At 69.8% G+C, this 20493-nt stretch carries 11 protein-coding genes and 2 rRNA genes; all 13 read right to left on the bottom strand.

The window, feature by feature from the left end:
- Nucleotides 1–55: 55 nt before the first annotated feature.
- Nucleotides 56–4519 (bottom strand): type VII secretion EssC family protein, encoded by a 4464-nt coding sequence (locus ABD093_RS02125; protein ID WP_193117461.1) that lies wholly within the window; start codon nt 4517–4519, stop codon nt 56–58.
- Between the two features lie 105 nt (nt 4520–4624).
- Complete coding sequence (locus ABD093_RS02120) at nt 4625–5335, bottom strand: FHA domain-containing protein (RefSeq protein ID WP_193117462.1); 711 nt, start codon at nt 5333–5335, stop codon at nt 4625–4627.
- 90 nt (nt 5336–5425) lie between these two features.
- On the bottom strand, nt 5426–7117 hold the full coding sequence (locus tag ABD093_RS02115; RefSeq protein WP_343922155.1) for a serine/threonine-protein kinase: 1692 nt from the start codon (nt 7115–7117) through the stop codon (nt 5426–5428).
- The gene (locus ABD093_RS02110; RefSeq protein WP_343922153.1) at nt 7114–9489 is read right to left on the bottom strand and encodes an FHA domain-containing protein; all 2376 of its coding nucleotides are present in this window, start codon (nt 9487–9489) and stop codon (nt 7114–7116) included. Before ABD093_RS02110 ends, ABD093_RS02115 begins: the two co-directional genes overlap by 4 nt.
- The gene (locus tag ABD093_RS02105) at nt 9486–10361 is read right to left on the bottom strand and encodes a PP2C family protein-serine/threonine phosphatase (RefSeq protein WP_193117465.1); all 876 of its coding nucleotides are present in this window, start codon (nt 10359–10361) and stop codon (nt 9486–9488) included. Before ABD093_RS02105 ends, ABD093_RS02110 begins: the two co-directional genes overlap by 4 nt.
- Nucleotides 10358–12505: an RDD family protein gene (locus ABD093_RS02100; RefSeq protein WP_193117466.1), complete on the bottom strand. Its 2148-nt coding sequence runs from the start codon at nt 12503–12505 to the stop codon at nt 10358–10360. The genes ABD093_RS02105 and ABD093_RS02100 overlap by 4 nt, the downstream gene beginning before the upstream one ends.
- On the bottom strand, nt 12505–15102 hold the full coding sequence (locus ABD093_RS02095; RefSeq protein ID WP_193117467.1) for a transglutaminase domain-containing protein: 2598 nt from the start codon (nt 15100–15102) through the stop codon (nt 12505–12507). Before ABD093_RS02095 ends, ABD093_RS02100 begins: the two co-directional genes overlap by 1 nt.
- Entirely contained in the window at nt 15099–16178 is a 1080-nt protein-coding gene (locus ABD093_RS02090; RefSeq protein ID WP_226850032.1) for a DUF58 domain-containing protein, read from the bottom strand. The genes ABD093_RS02095 and ABD093_RS02090 overlap by 4 nt, the downstream gene beginning before the upstream one ends.
- 149 nt (nt 16179–16327) lie before the next feature.
- Entirely contained in the window at nt 16328–17302 is a 975-nt protein-coding gene (locus tag ABD093_RS02085; protein WP_193117469.1) for an AAA family ATPase, read from the bottom strand.
- The gene (locus ABD093_RS02080; RefSeq protein ID WP_193117470.1) at nt 17299–18594 is read right to left on the bottom strand and encodes an NHL repeat-containing protein; all 1296 of its coding nucleotides are present in this window, start codon (nt 18592–18594) and stop codon (nt 17299–17301) included. Before ABD093_RS02080 ends, ABD093_RS02085 begins: the two co-directional genes overlap by 4 nt.
- Before the next feature lie 200 nt (nt 18595–18794).
- Nucleotides 18795–19802: a polyprenyl synthetase family protein gene (locus ABD093_RS02075; protein WP_193117471.1), complete on the bottom strand. Its 1008-nt coding sequence runs from the start codon at nt 19800–19802 to the stop codon at nt 18795–18797.
- A 368-nt stretch (nt 19803–20170) separates the two neighbouring features.
- A 5S ribosomal RNA gene (gene rrf, locus ABD093_RS02070) occupies nt 20171–20292 on the bottom strand.
- A gap of 119 nt (nt 20293–20411) precedes the next feature.
- Nucleotides 20412–20493, bottom strand: a 23S ribosomal RNA gene (locus ABD093_RS02065); the annotation flags it as partial.

Genomic DNA, 20493 nt, shown 5'->3' with positions numbered 1-20493 from the left:
GGAGGCATCCCCTGGGGATAACTCCGTACGCCGCGGATCGTGCCCCAGGAAGAGATCAGCCGGTCACCTGTGCGACCTGCAGTTTCATCGCCCGACCGCCGTGGATCAGGAATCCTCGCCCGGCGGGGAAGTCCGTTCGACGGATCCTCCCCAGTCCCGTGCCGAGCAGGGATTCGCCGTCCATGTCACCCGGCTGGAGCAGCAGCCCTCGCCGTCCGGCCTTGAACGGCTGGGCCAGGACGTACGCCTGCGACCAGGATGTCGACTCGTTCTCGCCCACGACGAACTGGCCCTCGCGGAGACAGGCGCGGAGGAGCGTGTCGAGCTCCGACTCGATACCGGTTCCGGTGAAGTCGGCGACACCGTCCACGAACAGCGCGAGCCGCCCCTCCCCCACGGCACCGGAGTCGACGGTCCGTCGCAGCTGCGCCGCGAGCTCCCGGACCGACTCCGGGTCCGAGCCCTCCACGTCCCAGATCGGCAGCCCGGTCAGCGGGGTGCGGCGCGCGGAGAAGCGCACCAGACGCATCGGGTTCTCCAGCGCCCCGAGCCCGCTGGCGATCGTGCGCATCGCGGTGGTGCGACCGGAGCCCATCGGTCCGGAGACCATGAAGGCTCCCCGAGGCTCGACGGTGATCTCTGCGAGCGTCTCGTCGGCCAGACCGAGCACGGGCCGTCCCGCGACCACCGGTCGCAGATCCGCCAGCTCCACCCGCTCGGGCAGACGGTCGATGGAGGGCACCTCGGGAACCCCGGCCCGACGCATGGCCTCGGCCAGCTTGGCGACCTCCCGTGACTGGATGGCGACGTTGGAGTCGCCGCCGTGGACGGCGACCTGGACCTCATGCCCGTCCAGAATCCCGCGGCCGGCCGGTGAGCTGGCATCCAGCACGTCCTTGGCCACGCCGAAGCCCGCATAGTCGTCAGGGCCGGACATGCGGTGGATGAGTCGACGCTGGATCGAGGATCCCAAGGAGGTCGGGATCGCGCTGGGACGGTCCCCGGTGACGACGACATGCACGCCCACCTGCCGGCCGTCGGTCGCGATCTGCACGAAGGCGGTGAACCACGCGGACAGGCTCGAGTAGTCGTACGCCTCGCGGAAGGCCGCCATCCCATCCACGAGCAGCAGGATGCGCGGGGTCCCGGGCGCGCTGGCCAGCTCGCGGTACTGCGTCACCGATCCCGCCCGGGTCCGAGCGAACTCCTTGGCACGCTGGTCGATGAGTTCTCGCAGCGTGCGCAGCAGCCTGATCACCCGCTCCTCGTCCTCCCCCGGGACGATGGACCCCACGTGCGGGAGGTCCTCGAGCATGGTCAGCCCCGAGGTGCCGAAGTCGAGCCCGTAGACGTGGACGGGGCCGCCGCGCACGGTCGAGGCGGCGGAGATCGCGATCGTGCGCAGCGTCGTCGACTTGCCGGACCCGCCGGTCCCGTAGACGGCCATGTTGCCGTCCCGGTCCGGGTAGTACGCCACCGTCGGCTGCGCCTGGTCCTCGGGCTTGTCCATGACGCCCAGGAGCAGCTCGTCGTCGATCCGACGGGAGGGCAGGCGGGACAGGTCGTAGGCATCGGCGAGCTCGGACAGCCACGGCTTGCGCGGAGCCGGCACCCCGGCCTTCGCCGAAGCGGCACGCACCGTGGCGACGATCCGCGTGATGTCCTGGGCGCCGGGGTCCGCGACCTCCGTGGCGGGCGGTGCCGGGATGTCCCACTGCACGCCGGTGCCGAAGTCCTTCTCGACGATGTCGATCCGAGTGGGCTCGGGCTCGTCGCTCGTCCAGCCGCCCGCGTAGCCGGTCTGGAAGGTCGCGAGCCGGCCGGGACCGGTCTTCGCCGCCGCCCGCCCCGGGATGCCCGGATCGAAATGCGCCGCCGACGGATCGCCGAGGATGTCCTGGGAATCGGCCTCGTCCGCCATCCGCAGCGCGATGCGGAGGTTGGTGTTCGCACGCAGGTTGTCCTTGATGACACCGGCGGGACGCTGCGTCGCGAGGATCAGGTGCAGGCCCAGCGATCGCCCTCGTGCGGCGATGTCCACGACGCCGTCCACGAACTCCGGGATCTCCTGGGCCAGGGCCGCGAACTCGTCCACGATGATGATCAGGCTGGGCGGGGTCTCGGGATCACCAGTGCGCTCGAGGGACACCAGGTCCTTGGCCTTCTTGCGGTTCAGCAGGTGCTCGCGATGGTGGAGCTCCGCGCGCAGGGAGGTGAGCGCTCGGCGCACCAGGTGCTGGGAGAGGTCGGTGACCAGACCGACCGCATGGGGCAGCTCGATGGCGTCGGCGAAGGCGGCGCCGCCCTTGTAGTCGACGAACAGGAACGTCACCCGATCCGGGCTGTGGGCCGTAGCCATGCCCATCACCCAGGTCTGCAGGAACTCCGACTTGCCGGCGCCGGTGGTGCCGCCCACGAGGGCGTGGGGGCCGTCCGCGCGAAGGTCCAGGTGGAAGGCATCCTGCCCGTTGTGCCCGATCAGTCCGCGCAGATCCGCATCCTGCCGGCGGCGCTGGGGCTCGGACCCGTCCCGCGGGGTCAGCGAGCTGTTCTCCTTCCACCGCTCGATGATGGCGCTCGGATCCTCCGCCAGCTCCACGCCGCCGAGCGTGAGGTAGGAGATCGCGCGCGGGAGATCGGAGTCGTCGTCGATCGGGACCCCGGCGTCGACGACCGGGGAGAGATGGCGCGCCACCCCGGCTGCCACCTCCCCGGAGACCGTCTCGACCGCCACCGGGTAGAACCTCTCGCCCATCCGCACATGGCCGGCGCTCGCCCCGTCCACCGCTTCCTCGACCGAGACGTAGGTCCGGCAGGCAGCCGGCAGGGCCGCGATGTTCGAGGCATTCCAGATCACGTGCACTCCGGCATCGGGCCCACGTTCGGCGATGCGCACCAGTCGTGCCCGATCCACCGGGGCGTCATCCTCGATGATCACCACCAGGTTCGGGGTGATCGGCTCCGGCGGGACCTCGGGCGGCTCCGAGATGTCGCGGGTCGACGGGGTGCGCAGCGACGGCGCCTCCCCGCCCGTGCGCTGCTCGATGAGCTCCTCGATCCGTGCCAGCAGCGCTGTCCCGCGTCCCGGCGTCTCGGCGAGATGGTCGCCGGGCAGCGGGGAGTGCGGGCTCGAGGTGTGCGGGAGCCACTTCAGCCATTCCCACGTGTCGCGGCTGGACCGCGACGTGATCGCGGCGATCGCCATCTCCGCCGGGGAATGCAGCGCGATAAGCTGGGTGACGATCCCCCGGGCGACGCCGTCGGCCTCTCCCCCGCCGCCGGTGATGCCGACGTTCCCGGCGTCACGCAGCTGCGCGACGATCGGCACCCCCGCGATCAACCGGTACTCCTCGTGCATGTCGTCGAGCAGGTCGTAGTACCGCAGGATCGCGTCGTTCTCCCCCGGCATCTCGATCCCGACCCGGGACTCCGCGACCCCCAGTCCGAGGCGCAGCGTCGCGAAGGCGCTGTGCTCAGGACGATGGGTCCACAGCAGTCGTCCTAGGCGGAAGGCGGCGTCGACGGTGTCCGCCGCGGACGGGGTCTCGACGAGGCGCACGGCGCGCTCGAGCTCCTGGGCGGCGCTGACCCGGCGCTTGAGCGACGCCAGGCCGTCCTCGAAGTTCGTGATCTGTCGCTCGAGCTGCTTCTTGCCCTGGAGCTTCCGATTCAGATATCCGGCCGTCGCCATCATCGGCATCATGGCCACGAAGAGGAGCGAGTACGGGCTGTGCGTCATGGCGAACATGAGCCCACCCAGGATCAGCGGGGCGAACATCATGAACACGGGGAAGAACGGTGGAGTCGGCTCCTTGGGCGGGGTCGGTGCCTTGAGGGGTCGGTACGGGAACCGGGGCACGACGCGCGGGGAGCGGTTGAACTCGACCACCGGGGAGCTGGGGGCGGTCCCTCCGAGCCGGTGCAGGGCGGTGACCGAGAACGTGGTCTGACCGATCAGTACCGTGTCCGCCGGGCCGATCACCGCTCGCCGCACCTGCTCGCCCCCGAGGATGACCCCGTTGGACGAGTGCAGGTCGACGATCTCGACGGAGTCCCCGACGTTGATCCGGGCATGGCGCTTCGAGAGCATCGGATCGGCGATGCGGATGTCGAGATCTCCCTCGCGGCCGACGATGCTCGATCCGCTGGGCAGCGGGTGCTCGCGCCCGGCTTCCGGACCCGAGAGGATCCGCATCAGGGCGACCGCCGCGCCGCGCGACTCCGATCGGGTCCGATACGTGGCCGAGGAGCGCGCGATCGAGACGACGCTGCCGGAGCGAAGCCCGGCCTGGATCAGATCGATCTCGCGGTCCAGGCTGCGCACGCCGTCGGCGCCCTCGCCGGCGCCCGGATCCTGCACCTGGAGGGTGAGCATCTCCGGGGGTTCGGCGCCATCGCGCAAGGGGTCGGCGCGGTACAGCGCCGTGGCCACATCGGCCACCGTCGCGGTCGCATCGGCTGTGACCTCGAGGTCCGTCATCCGGTCCTCGGGCCTGCGCAGCGTGAGCTTGATGCGCATCGGTCATCCTCCCCCTGGTGGGCACCGTCCTCGCCCGTGGTCCGGTTCCCGCGGAGCCGATCCGACTCGGTCAGTTCCGGTTCAGCTCGATCCGGCGGAACGTGGTCAGTCCTCGTCGGCCTCCTGCGACCGGTCCAGCAGCGGGAGGTCCTCCCGGACGACGAGCCTGGAGAGCACGGCGTGCTCGACCAGTCTCGCGCGACGGTTGCTGGCGAGCTTCCCCGGGCCACCTCGCAAGCCCCGCACCCCGAGCCTGTCGAGCTTGTCGCAGACGTTGTCCAGCTTGCGGTTGAACTTCGTCATCTGCCAGCCGAGCCGCTGCGCCGCCTGCGCCGACGTCGGCACCGAGCTCATGCCGGAGCCCTCCCGGGCGAGCATCGGTTCGGACAGGGCAAGGATCAGGAGCTTCTGGCTCTCGGTGAGCTGCACCGACCCCATGGTCGTCTCGCCCGCCGGGTCGTCCTGACCGGCGATGCGCGCGAACTTCGGGGAGTCGGCGTGGACGGAGAGGTCATACGTGGTGGGGCCGGCGGTGAACACGACCTTCGTCTCGTCGAAGACGAGCGGGATCCTGGCGCCCGGCGCGAGCCAGGCCTGCATGGAGCCCGTGCCGTCGGTGATCGTGGCCGACAGCCGGGACCCGACGTTCACCAGCCACCACATGGAGTCGACCTGCACGATCGTGAGGAACCGTCGATGCAGGAAGGGGTTGTCGTCGTCGACGTCGAGATCAGCCTCCCGGCCGATCGTCAGCTCCTCACCCTCGTCGATGCGGTACCACTCCCCGCAGAACTCGACCGAAATCGTCGACGCCATCGTCAGGCTTCCCCTCTGTCGTCCCTGCTGTGCTCGGTCGCGCCGTCGGATCGACGCGTCCGGTCTCTCACCGTCCCTGAACCGTACCGGTCAGTCGCCCTCGAGGCAGGCCTCGACCCATTCGCTCGCGTCGCCGCCGGCGGCGACGGTGCGCACCTCCGCGCAGCGTCCGGTCAGTCCCGGCGGGACGGAGCGCACGGTCGAGCTCCTCCCGGTGACGGATTCCGGGGCGCCGTACTCCTCGTACCCCTCGGGCATGTCCTTCCACCGCACCTGGAAGGAATCTCCCTCCGAGAACCCCTGCGGGTTCTCCCAGGCGATCTGCGCACGAGCCCGGACCCCTCCCGCGGCTTCGGGCGACACGATCTGGACGGACACCGCCGTCGGTTCGCCCGGCGGCTCGACGGGCGCCTGGGCGACGTTGATGTCCGTGGTCTCGAGCTCGGGCTGCTCCTCGACGAAGACGTGCCGCACCCCCAGGGTCGTGCCCACCCCGAGGGCGATCAGCAGCACCGCGGCGAGCACCACGTAGGGCCACATCGCCGTCGGGCGCTGCTCCTCGTCCTTCTCCGCTCCGGCCACCCCGGGCGGGACCGCTGGGTTCCCGCTCGCCTGCGCCAATGCTCCTGCCGGTCGCAGCACGGTCGCACCCTGCGAGAGTGGCGGTGCGGGATGACGAGTCGCCGGACCGGGACCGGGGCTCGAGGCGGGGCCGGGGCTGGAGCTGGAGCTGGGGCTGGAAGCAGCATGCGGTTCGAGCGCTGGAGCGATCCCGGCGTAGCGGTCCGGTGGACGTCGCCCACCCTCCGCGCCGTGTCTCGCATCCGGTTCGACGGTCACGACCTTCCGGATCCGCGTATGCATCTCCAGCTCGTCGTCGTCACCGTGCGCGGTGTGTGGGCCCCGCTCATCGAGGACGTCCATCTGGGTGACGGGCAGCGACAGCGCACGCTCGACCCGCTGCAGGCCGCGGCCCAGGGCGAGCGCGGTGTCGTACCGGCTCGACGGATCCTTCGCCATAGCGATCGACAGCACCCGGTTCAGCTCGAGCGGCACATCCGGTCGGATCAGCGGTCGCAGGGGCTCGGAGTCGATGCGGTGGAGGAGATCGGCGGCCGTGTTCCGCTGCCCCCGCAGCTCGAACGGCGTCTGCCCGGCCACCAGCGAGTAGACGGTCGCGGCGAGGGAGAACACGTCGCTGCGCACGTCGGCGCGCGGTGGATCCGCGAAGAACTCCGGGGGCGACCACGGGATCGACATGACCTGGGAGGTGTCGACCTCGTGGCCCTGCCCGGTGGCGATCGAGATGCCGAAGTCCGTCAGCGCTGGCCGGTTGTACTCCGTGACCAGGATGTTCGCCGGCTTGAGGTCGCGGTGGAGGATCCCGGCACGATGCGCGGTCTCCACGGCGCCGGCGATCTGGACGCCCACTCGCAGCGCTTCGGCGACGGTGATGCGCTGCCTGCGGAAGCGAACCCCGTAGTTCGGGCGTGGGCAGTACTCCATCACGAGGTAGGGCCGGTGGTCGCCGGACACCTCCGCCTGGTGGATCGTGACGATCGACGGATGCGTGGACAGCTGGGCCATGACGTCCGCCTCGACGTCGAACTGACGCCTCACGGACTCGTCCAGCACAGTCGCGAGCAGGACCTTGATCGCGACCTGGCGACGGGGGCGGAACTGCCGGTAGAGGAAGACATCGGCGAATCCTCCGGAGCCCAGCAGCTGCTCGTGCTCGTAGCCCGGCAGCTGTGGCGGCGCCGACGGTGGACGAGAGCTCACATGCGCTCCCTCATCCGGAGCAGGACCCCGTCGCCGAGATCGATGGTGTCCCCGTCGCGGAGCATGACACCCTCGCGCGAGCGCAGACGCACCGGTTCCGTGTTCGCCCGATACAGCGTGGTGCCGTTCGTCGTCCCGAGATCGAAGGCGACCACGTGCCAGCCCTCGAGGCGCAGCTCGAGATGGGACCGGGAGATGTCCTGCTGCGGACTGGGAACGGTGATCAGCTGGGGGACGTCGCGCGCACTCACCCGGGAGGCGCGCGGCCGACGCCCGAGGATCGCCGAGCGGTCGAGCACGATCTGCTCTCCGGTCGACAGCTCGATGACGCCCAGAGGTGGGCGCGAGACCGTGCGCGGGGTGCCGGTCAGCGCCGTGCCGCAGGCGCCGCACGCCATGCGCTCGGGCGAGTTGGCATGTCCGTTCGAGCAGACCAGGCCGGACAGCAGCACGGCAGTGAGGCTCGTGGACCCCGCGTTCCGGTGTCCGTGCGGGGGTGGCACGGAACCGGTGGGGGGCGTCGTGGTCTCGGGACGGCCCACCGGGCGCGGCGGAGTGGAACCGGGCGGCACCGGCCCGGGCTGGACCGGAAGGGACTGATGCGGGGGCGGCTGCTGCGAGTGCGGGTGAGGCGGGAGCGCCTGCCCCGGAGGTGGCTGCTGCGGGAGAGACTGTCCCGACGGTGACTGCTGCGGGCCGCCGGGCTCCTGCTGCGGCGGTGCCGCGGTGCGGCGGGCGGCTGCGGGGGTGATCTCCGGCGCCGCGCGACCGACGCCGGGCACCCAGTCGATGAGGTCGCTTTCGGGGCGCGTCTCCGCGCCCGGTGCCGCAGGCCTCGGACTCTGGCCACCGTCGGCACTCCTCAGCTGGGGGTTCGACATGGCCTCCGCGGAGGTCTCGGGGGATGCGTCCGACGCGGGGAGCGAGGTCATCGGCGCTCCGGGGTGTGCCGACGCGGCTGGTATCGCGGTCTCCTCGCCGTCCGTCCGGCGCACCGCCGCATCCTCGACCCGGCGGTGCAGGGTCTCACCGAACAGGTCGTCGTACGCCCCGATGGCGGCGGAGGTCCGGCCGGGGTCCGCCGCCTGCTGGTCGCTGAGGGACGGGGAGGCGCTGAGAGATCGGGAGTCGTTGCGAGCTCGGGAGTCGCTGCGGGATCGGGATCGATGGCGCGGCGCGGAGTTCTCGACCTCCTCCGTCCGCTCCCCCTCGTCGATCGGGGCGATCAAGGTATCTGCCGATCGGGTGGTGTCGTCCTCGGGCGCCTCCGAGGTCAGGAAGGCGGCCGACGTCGACGGCGCGGCTTCCCGACCGTTCTCGATGTCAGCCGTGCTCCCGGGCCTGTCGGGAGTGCGTCGCGGTCGATCGAACAACGAGGTGCTCACCAGCGGGCGTCGCGGAGCCTGATCCTGCTGAGAAGGGAATACCTGCGGGCCGGGTTGCTGCTGTTGCTGCTGCGACGGCTCGGACCCGAGCGCTCCGGGTGCCGGCTGCTCCCTCCCCGTCGCTGCGGTCGGCGACGAGGGGCCGGCGAGGAGGCTGTCGAACACATTGGGGGCTTCCGGGACCGCTGTCGGGGCGGTCGACGACGCGGAGGAGATGCCTCGCTCGGACACGGCGTGCATCGACACCTGCTCCCGCTCAGCGAGGGCCGGTGCAGGGGTCCTCACCGCCGCAGGCTGTTCCCCGAGGGTCGGGGGTGCGGTACGGGCCGGACGCTCGGCGCGAGAGCGTGCCTCCTCAGGGTCCTCGATCGACCGGCCATCGGCCTCGACCTGCCCGGCGAGCGCAGTGCGACCCTCGTCGCCCAGGGAGGCGGGGTCCACTATGGCGTGCACGAAACCGCGCACGCGAGCGACTCCTGCCACGACACGAGGCGCGCCGAGGGACGTCTCCGGCGGGAGGTCGCCGAAGGCGATGCGGCGCACGTGCTGGAAAGACTGCACGACGACAGGGCCTGTCTCGGTTCCCGCGATCCGCTGCGATCCGGCGGCGGTGTAGACCGCGAGCGGGGTGCTGCCCTTCACGCCGAGGACCGCTGAGGTGCCGTCGACGATCGCGAACAGGATCGCGGCGAGATCATCGGTGCTGGCCAGACCGGCGGCGGCGACCAGCTCGTCGAGGAAGCTCTCGGGAGTCGGGGCCTCCCCGAGAAGATTCCAGGCTGCTTCGACGAGCTCCGAGCGGGCGCCGGGCACCAGCACCACCCATCCCGTCTCCCGCGCCACCAGGGTCGCGGGGCCCTGCCGGGTCCAGAGACCGGGCCCGAGCAGATCAGCAGAATCTGCAGGATCAGCAGGATCAGCAGGATCAGCAGGATCAGCAGGATCAGCAGGATCAGCAGGATCAGCGTCGCTCTCCGGGGTCATCATGCACCGATCGTGCCGTCGGCGCCCGCCCTCGGGAGCGTGTCCTCGTCCACCTCGACCTCCGGATCGGGGGATGTCGCGGTCGCGGTGGTGCCCTCGAGGGCCGGCGCGAGACCTACGACCTCGACGGCCTCGACGAGGACCACGCTGACGTTGTCCCGTCCGCCGCCGTCGAGGGCCTGATGCACAAGATCGTCGCTGAGGGTGCGCAGGTCCGAGGAGCTGCGCAGCACGCGTTCGATGGCGGCGTCGCTGATCTCCCCGGTCAGCCCGTCGGAGCAGACCAGCATCCGGTCACCCACCTCGACGGGGATCAGCCAGTAGTCCGGATCGGAATCCGGACCGGCGCCGAGTGCCCGGGTCACCATGTGCCGGTAGGGATGGACACGAGCCTCCTCCGGAGTGATGTCGCCTCGGTCCATCAGTTCCTGGACCACGGAGTGATCCACGCTGACCTGCTCGAAGATGTCCCCGGAGAGGCGGTAGACGCGGGAGTCCCCGAGGTTCATGACGACCCAGTACGCCACTCCGTCGAGCACCATGGTGGCGACCAGGGCGACCGTGGTCCCGGCGCCCTGGGTGCCCTCGCCACCGAGCTCTGCGATCCGCTCGGCGGCGGAGCCGAGCGACTCGCCCAGCTGCTCGACGGTCACGTTCTCCTGCAGGGTGAGCTTCTCGAACTCCTCCACGGCGATCGCGCTGGCCACCTCGCCGGCGTTGTGCCCGCCCATGCCGTCGGCGACCAGGTAGACCGGGGTGGCGTTGAGGATGCTGTCCTCATTGGTGGCGCGGACGTGGCCCACATGGGTGGCAGCTGCCGAGACGACACGGACCGTGCCGTGGACGTCCGGGTCCGACAGGGAACGGTCGATCACAGCTCGCGCTCCACAGACAGGGTCCGGTCGCCCAACGTGAGCTGAGCGCCGAGCGGCAGGATCGTGGCCGCGTCCGGGAGGAGGGCCACCCGGGAGCCGTCCTCGTGGACGATGGTCGAGCCGTTGGTCGAGCCGAGGTCGGTGACGGTGATGTCCTCCCCCGAGTCGTCGATGCGCAGGTGCGTCTTGGAGACCGACCTGGTGCCGTCCTTCAGCACGAGCTGCTCAGCGCCGTCCGCGGCCGACGGGTTACGACCGATCACGGCCGCCTTCTCGACGAGAAGCTCGGTGCCGTCGTCCACGGTCAGGCGGAGCTTCTTGACGGCCGGCGGCGGGACGGCAGTGATCCTCGTCTGCTCGAGGTCCTCGGGGGACTCCTCGCTCGGGATCAGGCGGGGCTGCTCGTCGACGTCGTGGTCCTGCGGGCCCCCTGCGGCGCCGCTGGGCCCGTTCGGAGCCTCAGACGGGTCCTCCCGGGGAGCGTCCCAGAACGGCGCTGCCAGCGACTGCTGCGCCGGGGATGCCGTGTGCTGCGGCTGATCCCACTGCGGGGACGCCAGCTGACTCTCGGCGTGATCCTGGTCCAGCTCCGGGGCTCCGCCCTCAGCCTGGGTCTGGGTCTGAGTCTGGGTCTGGGTCTGCGGCGTGGGCGGTCCCCACGGCTGCTCCGGCTGAGAGGCAGGCGGCGCCGGCAGGCCCCACTGCTGCTCCGGCTGGGGTGCAGGAGGGGCTGGCGGTCCCCACTGCTGCTCCTGCTGAGGGGCAGGCGGTCCCCACTGCTGCTGGTCGGCGGACTCATCGCGGGGAGGTGCCCACGTGTTCTCCGGTGTCGCGGCGGCTTGGCCTTGGTCCGGCCCCCGCCCGACCTGGGCGGCGTCGGCGTCGGCGGCGCCCGCCGACGGTTGCCCGACGGGCACGTTCGTCATCGGCGCGGCAGCGGGGCTCGGAGCCGGGCCGGCGGAGGCCGCGAATGGGCTGCCGCCGCTCGACGGAACCGGGCTCGAGCTGCTCGATGGAGCCGCGCTGGAGCTGCTGGATGGAACCGGGCTGGCACCGCTCGATGGAGGGCCGCCCCAGCCACCGCTGGGCTGAACGTCAAAGTGCTGAACGTCAGAGTGCTGAGCGTCGGCGGCAACGTCATGATGCCCACCGGTCCAGGCCTCTCCGGGCTCGGCGAGCAGGTTCTCGTGGGCGCTCACCGCCACGGACGGATCACCGAGGTAGTGGTCCGCGTCGGCGCGCTCGTAGTCGTCGGCCCGTTTCACGAACGGATTCCGCCCGCTCTTGACGTCGACGACCACGGAATCCACCGCGCGGTCGTGGAAGCCGCGCAGGAGGGATCGCGGATCCAGGAAGATCGACAGGCCCATCAGCCACGGGATGATGCTGTAGAGCACCCAGCGGCCAGCGGCTCGGAGGAAGCCGATCCCCTTGCCGTCGTGGGTCCGGGCGATGCGCAGGCCCATGATCAGCTTGCCGAAGGAGAACCCCTTGGCGCCGGTCAGCCAGATTACCAGGAGTGTGTAGGCGACGGGGATCACCACGCTGATGCCGGACAGGATCTGGGTGAACAGGGTGATCGGGTCCTGGACGGCGAGCAGCACGATGGCGACGATCATCGGGATCAGCAGGACCATCACGATGACGCCGTCGATCAGCGCTGCCACGAGCCGCTTGACCGGCGAGGAGGGGACGCAGCCGTCCAATGGCGGCTCCATCTCGGCGCCGGTGACGGTGCCCGGGGTCGTGGGATCCGGCGCTGCGCCCGGCGAGCCGGGGCCGCTGGACTGCCCGAAGGGAGCTCCGGGGCCGTTCTGGGTGAGCGGTGGCTGAGTGACCATCATCCGATCGTACTGTTCTACGGGGCGTGGTGCCGGAGTCTGCTGCTCGCGCCGGTCCAGGGAATCCATAGAGTCCAGGGAGTCCTGGGAGATCAGCTCGATCGCCGCGACTGTCTCCACCGGCCGAGCCTCGGTGCCCCGGCCCCGGGACCGTGGTCGGGGCGCCTGCGACCAGGCTCCGGGAGCGTCGGTGGCGCGCCGCGCATAGGGCGAGGGCTGATAGCGCGCACCGCACTCCCCGCACAGCGCGGCCTCCTCGGACAGCAGGGACCCACAGGTGCTGCAGTATCGGGTCTGGTTCATCAGGATCGGCCCTTCGTCGGTGGTCTCTTCGATGCCCTGCTGGCGGGTGCTCTGGTGGTCGGCGGCCTGCTGGTGGAGTCGCGTATCGACGAGTGGCGACGGCGCAGCGCTTCGGAGCCTCGCGCGGCCCGCTCCGGGTCAGGCGCCGTCGTGCGGGCCCGTCGCCCCTCCTGCGTCCGGCGCCGGGACCGGATGCAGAGCGATCTCGGGGAGATGGCCGCTCGTAGCCGCCTGTGCCACGGGACAGAATCGGTCAGGATGCGGCGGGAGCCCCTCACGCGCCACCAATACTCCTCCGCGGTCGAGTCGGGCTGGTCGTCGGGTCCGAAGACGGCGCGATCCGCTTCCCGGGCGAGCGCCAGGGCACCCATCGCCGGGAGGTGCCTCTCCAGGAGTTCCGCGGTCTCCGCACGGGTCCGCATCGGATCCGGCGGGTGCCCGAGGTCCGTGAGGAGGTCGAGGATCTCCTGCCATCCGCCGTCGATGCGAGCTGCGAGCGAGCCACGGGTCCGGCGCCGGCCACGACGCACAGACTTGGCCACAAGGACCACGACCACGAGCGCGAGCACCGGCGTCGCCGGGATCAGCGGGTAGGCGACGTACCCGGTCCAGGGCACGGACTCATCCGTCGCCAGCTCGTCCCCCTCGGAGTCGCCACTCGTCGCACCCGGAGTCGGGTCGGCCGGAGATGGACGCGGGTGCGCGACCTGGGGCAGAGGGCCGTCGACCTTCCCGGGCGTGCGGCCCGTCGGGGTCTCGTCCTCCTCAGGGGCGGAGGCGAAGCGCACCCAGCCGAGATCCTCGAACTTCACCTCGACCCACGCGGTGACGTCCTCGCCGGTGATCGACGCCGTCTCCCCGGCACCTGGCGGGACCTCGAATCCCATCACGACGCGCGCCGGCATCCCGATCGACCTCGCCATCACCGCGGTGAGTGCAGCGAACTGCTCCTGGTCGCCGATGCGGCCGACGGGCTGTGCGGCGGGGGCTTCGTCGAACCCGACGGGCTCGAGCATCGCCAGCAGCCTGCTCGCGCCATGGCCGGAGAAGGAGGCTGCTTCGCCGTCATCGATGCCGTGGGAGAAGGTGGCATCTGCTGTGATCGAGCGGGAGAGGTCCAGGAACCTCTCGTAGTCCGACTCCGAGTCACCGGCCCACTCCGCGGCGAGCGACGTCATCACGTCGATGTCCGCGTTCTGAGGCAGGCGCACCTCGGCGAACGTCGCGGTGTTCTGCTGCTGGATGGTCGGTTCCCGATACGGCTCGTACCGGAGCGTGTAGACGTCCCCCGTCCGGACCCCGCTGGCGTTCACCGCGGTCTGGGACCGGTCGTTGAGGAAGAGGCTCTCGGCCGTGGCTCCGGCTCTCGACGACGACAGGCCGTCGAGTTCGATCCGGTCTGTCCGGTCGCCGACGGTCGGCAACCACACTCCCGTGTAGTCGCTGATCCGCACGGTGGAGGTGCGCTGCTCATCGGTCGGCCGATGCAGATCCACGCCGTCTGCGACCCGCAGAAACGCTCCGGAGGCACTGTCCTTCTCGACGTTCCCGGCGACGTTGTACGCCTGGAGGTCATACAGGTCCATCGCGGCCAATCGCACGTACTCCCCCGGCGCGACGCCGGTGATGGAGAACAGCTCAGCCTCACGCTGATCTTTGAGATAGCCCCGAAACTCGGAGAGCGGCGAGACATACTCCCGCGGGTCGAACGGCGGCGTGATCCGATCGCGCACCGCGAAGCGTCCGGTCCCCTCCGGCGGATCGAGCAGCGAGTGCGCACCGACGGCGACGCTCCCCGCGAGCAGCATGACCAGCGCGCCACCGATCATCCGACGCCGAGGTACGGGGTTGCTCCTGAACCCGGGGAGCGCCACGTCGGAGGTGATCGCTGATCGGGCGCCGTCCAGCCTCTCGCTCTCGTAACGCCAGGTCAGCCACCCGACGGACAGCACGGCGAAGAGCACTCCCCGGACCACCGGGAGAAAGGTCTCCGTGGTACCGAAAGCGATGGACAGCAGCAGCAGCGCGAGAGGAAAGAACCAGGCGATCAGATAGCGACGGCTGCGCAGCGCCACGCTCGTCCCGAGCACCGTCAGCAGCAGCACGCTGATCCAGACCACGCCGAGAACTCCCTGGGCCGTCCCCACCGGCGGCACCACCGTGAGAGCGGATTTCCAGGTGACCACCGGCGCGGCGAGCAGCTCCAGGAGCGACCCCCGGGTGGGCAGCACCCCCCACAGGGCCCGGACGGGGGCTGCGAGCAGAGAGCCGAACAGGGCGTAGACGAGGACCAGGAGCGCCGCGATGCGCAGGGGGCCCCAGCGGAAGCGGGCACCGATCAGAGCGATCATCGTGCCCAGGACGGTCGCCATGGTGCCGGTGAAGAGATAGTCGACGCCGCCGTAGGCCGGCTGAAATCCGGCCAGGGCCAGGAGGAACAGGGTCCCGAGCAGGGCGATGTCGATCGCCCTGCGGCTGTTCCGGACGCTCGCGAAGTAGGTGCGGGGAGGAGACGGTGCAGGCTCGGACGGTGCTGCAGGCCCCAATGGCGCTGCAGGCTCCGACGGTGCTGCGAACCTCGACGTCGCCGTGGTCATCGTCCCACCGCCCGAAGCGCCCGCGGCAGGGTGTCGAGGGAGCCCACCGTGACCACGTCGAGCCCGCCGATGGCGGAGCGCCGCATCTCGGCGCCCTCCGCGCAACGGATCGCCACGGCCCTGACCCCGACCGGGAGCTTATGGGCGGCGGTGTTCAGCTCGCTCGCCGTGGTCAGAGGACCGATGACCATCATGACGACCGAGGCCCCGGGCGCCAGTTCGGCGGCCTTCTGCCCGAGCGCATGGAACGGGACGCGGTTCTCGAGCTGACCGACCAGTGTGAAGTCGTCCATCAAGTGTCGGTGGGTCCGGGTGCGCTGGCGGGCATCGACAGTGAAGGAGGTCAGCTCCTTCTCCTCGCGATGGGTCTGCGCCGCGATCGAGGCGGCGACCGAGACGGCCAGCTCGAACTCCTCGGCCCTTTCGTAATGCGCTGCGAGGTTGCCCAGCGCCACCACCACATGGGACCGGCGGGTCTCCTCGAACTGACGGACCATGAGCGTTCCCGTGCGTGCCGTGGTGCGCCAGTGCACGTGTCGTCGGTCGTCCCCGGGGGTGTACTCCCGCAGGGCGTGGAAGGCGATGTCGGAACTGTACAGCTCCGCCGACGGCGTGCCTTCGAGGTCACGGAGGAGCCCGCTGGATGCACCGTCCAGACGCACGGTTCGTGGGTGGACGAACAGATCCTGCTCCCTCACCCAGGTCACCTGCCGGCGCACCAAGGAGAGCGGATCATCACGTATCGATCGCACCGGGCCGATGACCAGCAACGCTCGTCGCGTGGTCGGGACGGCGAACAGCTCCTCATGGGTGCCGGCCGGGGCGAGTCGCGGCACCGGGAAGTGGGTGGCCGCGGAGCCGACGGCGAGCTCGATCCGTGTGGGCAGGATCGAACGCCCGGAAGGATTGGCCACCTCGATTCGGCCGACGGCCCTGGTGCCGGCCACGACGCGATCCGTCTGCAGATCGAGGGTGACCGCAGAGGTGGCCCGGCCCAGCACGAACAGCACCGCGACGACGAGCATCACCGTCAGTGCCAGAGCGATGACGTTCAGCTCGGTGACGTGGAGCAGCATCCCGAGTGACCAGCAGCCAACGGCACCGGCGAGAACCGCCCACCCGATCGGTGACACGAGGTCGAGCACGGGCCCGACGCGACGACTCCACCGGCAGGAACGCCTTGAAGGGCCCCCTGACGTGTCCGAGCTGCGCACGGTCCTCGATCTCATGCTGTGTGCTGCCGTTCCTGGGGAGGTGCCACCTCGGTGAGTATCTTCGCCATCACCGAAGCCGCGGTGGACCCGGCGAACTCTGCCTCGGGATCCAGCACGACGCGGTGGAGCCAGACCGGCTCGACGAGATGCTTGACGTCATCGGGGACTACGTAGTGGCGACCACTGACCGCCGCCCAGACCTTCGCCGCACGCATCAGCGCGATCCCGCCGCGGATGGAGACGCCGACCCGGACCTCCGATGCCAGTCTCGTCTCTTCCATGAGGCGGGAGACGTACTCCAGCACCGCCGCGTCCACATGCACCGTGGAGGCGAGCTGGGTCATGTCGTCGACTGCCTGCAGGGAGATCCGCGGGGAGAGCTGACTGCTGCGGTCCAGGACGGATGCGCCCTGCAGGATCTGCACGCTCGAAGCGTGATCCGGGTAGCCGATCGACGTCTTCAGCAGGAAGCGGTCAAGCTGCGCCTCGGGCAGGCGATAGGTTCCCGCCTGCTCGATCGGGTTCTGGGTCGCGATCACGATGAACGGGGCCCCGACCTCGTGGGTGATGCCGTCGACCGTGACCCGTCCCTCCTCCATCACCTCGAGCAGCGCCGACTGGGTCTTCGGTGAGGCGCGGTTGATCTCGTCGGCGAGCACGATGTCGGCGAACACCGGTCCCTGGTGGAACTCGAAGGACTTCGAACTCTGGTCGTAGATCGTCACACCCGTCACGTCGGAGGGCAGGAGGTCCGGGGTGAACTGGATCCGGCTGCTGGAGCCCTGCACCGTGGCGGCGATCGACCGGGCCAAGGACGTCTTCCCGGTACCCGGGGCATCCTCGAGCAGCACATGCCCGGGCGCCATCATCGCGGTCAGCACGAGCCGGATCACCTCGTGCTTGCCGAGGACCGCCGTGCTGATGTTCTGGACGAGCTTGTCGAAGGTCTCGGCAAACCAGCGGGCCTGCTCAGAGGTCATGGTCACGGGATACGCCTGCCTTCGTGGCCGCTGGGCAACGATGCGTGGAGATGCGCCTCGACCGGAGGCTTCCAACCCCCGCCGACCTGCACCGTGGTGACCGCGTCAGCGGCAGCCTGGGGCCCGGGCGTCTCTCCCTCCTGGCGCATGTCGAGCGTCACCGTGCCCGTGCCCGTGCCCTTGTCCTCTCGACCCTCGTCGACCAACTCCATGTCCTCGGCGATCTTCCAGGACAGACCGGATCCCTGATCGTTCAGGACCACCAGGCCCCGGTTGACCCGAAGGGCGAGATCTGCCGAGGAGTCTGCGTCGGGCACGGACGCCACCATCGCCTCGGCGCCGTCGCACGCTCGCACGTAGAGGTTCGACTGCGTCCACGCGCCGTAGGCGCAGCTGCCGACCTGCGCCGGCGGCACTGGGGTGCCCGGCGCTCCCGCAGCGGATTCGCGTGCCTCGCCTCCGGCCAGGGGCACTCGGACGAGGGCGGACTCCGTCGCGAGGACCACGTCGTCGGCCGCGGGTCCGGCTTGTTGGAGCTCAGCGTCGTCCAGGGAGCCGATTCCGTCTGCTGCGAGGTCGTGCTCCATGCCTGAGACTCCGAGCCGGAGCATGCTGTTCTCTGCGTCGAGGAGAACCGGCACATTGCCCACTGCGCTCAGCTGCACCTGGTCGGCGGCGGTGGACAGGGCGTCGAGCTCGGCGGGCTCCGCCGCTGTGGTCCGGCCGGGGTCATCGGCGTGCGGGAAGGTCATCAAGGTGGTCCCGTCGAGCACGAAGACCGTGCCGTCCGAGCCCACGACGATCTCGGCCGCGCTGCCACCGGTCGTATAGGCGGGCTCGACCTCCGCAGGACTGAACCCGGGCACCTGCCCCGGGGACAGGATCCAGACCTTGCCCTCCGGCGATGCGATGGCGACCCGGTCATGGCCCAGACGAACTGTCGAGCCGGGGGTGAGATCGACGAGCGGATCACGTTGCACGCTCGCCGTGTTGACGGGCGTGATCCACCGGGCGTCGATCAGCAGAACCGTGTAGCCGTCCTGGATGATCTCGAGATCTTCTCCGGCCACGGTCAACCGGGCATCGAGCTCCCCAGCATCGACGTTCACCCGGGCCACGAGCCCGGCAGCCTCGTCCCTCACCCAGACTCCGCCGTTGGAGACGTCGACCTCAGAGGGCGACAGCCCTGGATACTTGACGGCGAACCCAGTGATCACCAGGGCGATCACTGCCAGCACCGCGAAGGAGACGGCCGTGGTGCGCCGTCGGCGTCGCGTCTGCGCAGCAATGTCAAGCATGGCCGGATCCCCCAGTGGTGGCATCGAAGTGCGCGTCACGAATGACGGACCACCCCCGGATCCTCAGCCAGGGCACACCATCGATCCCAGCCGCACGCGCGACCGCCTCAGCGTAATCGCGGCCCCGCAGCGAGCCCTCGGTTCATCCACAACGCGCAGGTGCGGCCACACTTTCGACCACGCTGCCGCCCCTTTGCCGGTTACCGCCGGCGCTGCACGAGCGACCGGGTGAATTCCGTCAGCGCGTCACGGACGGCCCCTGCCGGGAGCTCACCGAGGATCTCCACTGCCTCATCCGCTGTGCGGGCGGCAAGCTCACGCGTCTCTTCGAGAGCGGGATCCTCGCGAAGCATCGTGACGAGTTCGTCGAGCACCTTGTCCTCGGTGAGGTCACCATCCAGCCGGGCCACGATCTCCACGCTCTGCGCGTCGCCGGTCTGCGCGGCTCGTCGGCGTACGAGCAGGGTCGGCATGGTGGGCACGCCTTCGCGAAGGTCGATGCCGGGCGTCTTCCCACTCGTCGCGGCGTCGCTTCCCAGGTCGAGCACGTCGTCGGCGAGCTGAAACGCCACACCGACCTTCTCCCCATAGCGGCGCATCACGTCGTCCGTCCCGGCAGGCGCCCCGGAGAGCAGCGCACCGAGCTCCCCAGCGAGAGCGAGCAGGGAGGCAGTCTTGTCCGCGAGTACAGAGATGTAGTGCTCGAACGGATCTTCATCGTCCGAGGGGCCGACGGTCTCGTGCAGCTGACCCAGGCACAGACGCTCGAACGTCTCCGAATGCAGGTGCACTGCCTCGACGCCGATCTTCGCGCTCAGCCCACTGGCTCGCGCGAACAGGAAATCCCCGGTGAGGATCGCGACGTTGTTCCCCCACAGCGAATGGGCGCTGTCTGCGCCGCGCCGAGTGGGCGCGGAGTCCATCACGTCATCGTGATAGAGGCTCGCAAGATGCGTCAGTTCCACCAGCACCGCCGCGTCCAGCACGCTCTCCCGGTCGATCTCGCCCAGCGAAGCAGCAAGCAGCACGAGCATCGGACGCACTCGCTTGCCGCCGGCGTCCATCAGATGCCGGGCAGTCCAGCGCGCCATATCATCCGAGGTCGCGACAGACTCCCGCAGACGACTCTCGATGATCGCGAGATGCTCTGCGACGCGCGAGGCAAGCTGCTCATCGATCTCGGGGACGACCGGCAGCGAGGACGGCATGGCTCTCCTGGAAGTCGGCGGGGATGCTCTTGGAGTGGCTCCCCGGCGCAGATGGCGGGTGGCCGGTGGCGAACTGATCGACACCGACATCAGATTCTCGTGTGCGGAACAACCGTCCACACGACCACCCAGTCTACCCATCCGTCACGCAACCGGACCGGTCCGGTGGTCCCTTCGTGACGCGTAGAACCCGGGCAGCACGCGGCCGATTGAGGACCTCGAGCACGCATCACCTCTGCGGGGCGACTCCACGGAGACCCACCACGCGCCTGACACCGCCGGCCAGCCAACGAACACGCCCACCGGGGCGAGCCTCGAGACGCGGAACCCACTATCGGTGAGCTGCCTTTTTTGGGCATAAAAAAAGGGAGTGGGAGGAGCGAAACCCTCACGGGGNCACCCTCCCGAGTGCAGTACCATCGGCGCAATCGAGCTTAGCTTCCGGGTTCGGAATGGAACCGGGCGTTTCCTCGACGCTATGACCGCCGTAACACGGCGAGACCCTACCAGCCCTAAAACACAACCCACCCCACAAAGGAAGCAAGCGTGTCCAGGAATTGTTTCTCCAGAACCACACAGTGGACGCGAACAGCAGCAAACAAAAAATGTGTTGTTAAGTCATCAGCCATTAGTACCAGTCAGCTCCACACGTTGCCGTGCTTCCACATCTGGCCTATCAACCCAGTCATCT

Origin of the sequence: Brachybacterium tyrofermentans (assembly GCF_039526165.1) — a bacterium.
Lineage (GTDB): Bacteria > Actinomycetota > Actinomycetes > Actinomycetales > Dermabacteraceae > Brachybacterium > Brachybacterium tyrofermentans.
This window is presented reverse-complemented; position numbering and strand designations above follow the sequence as displayed.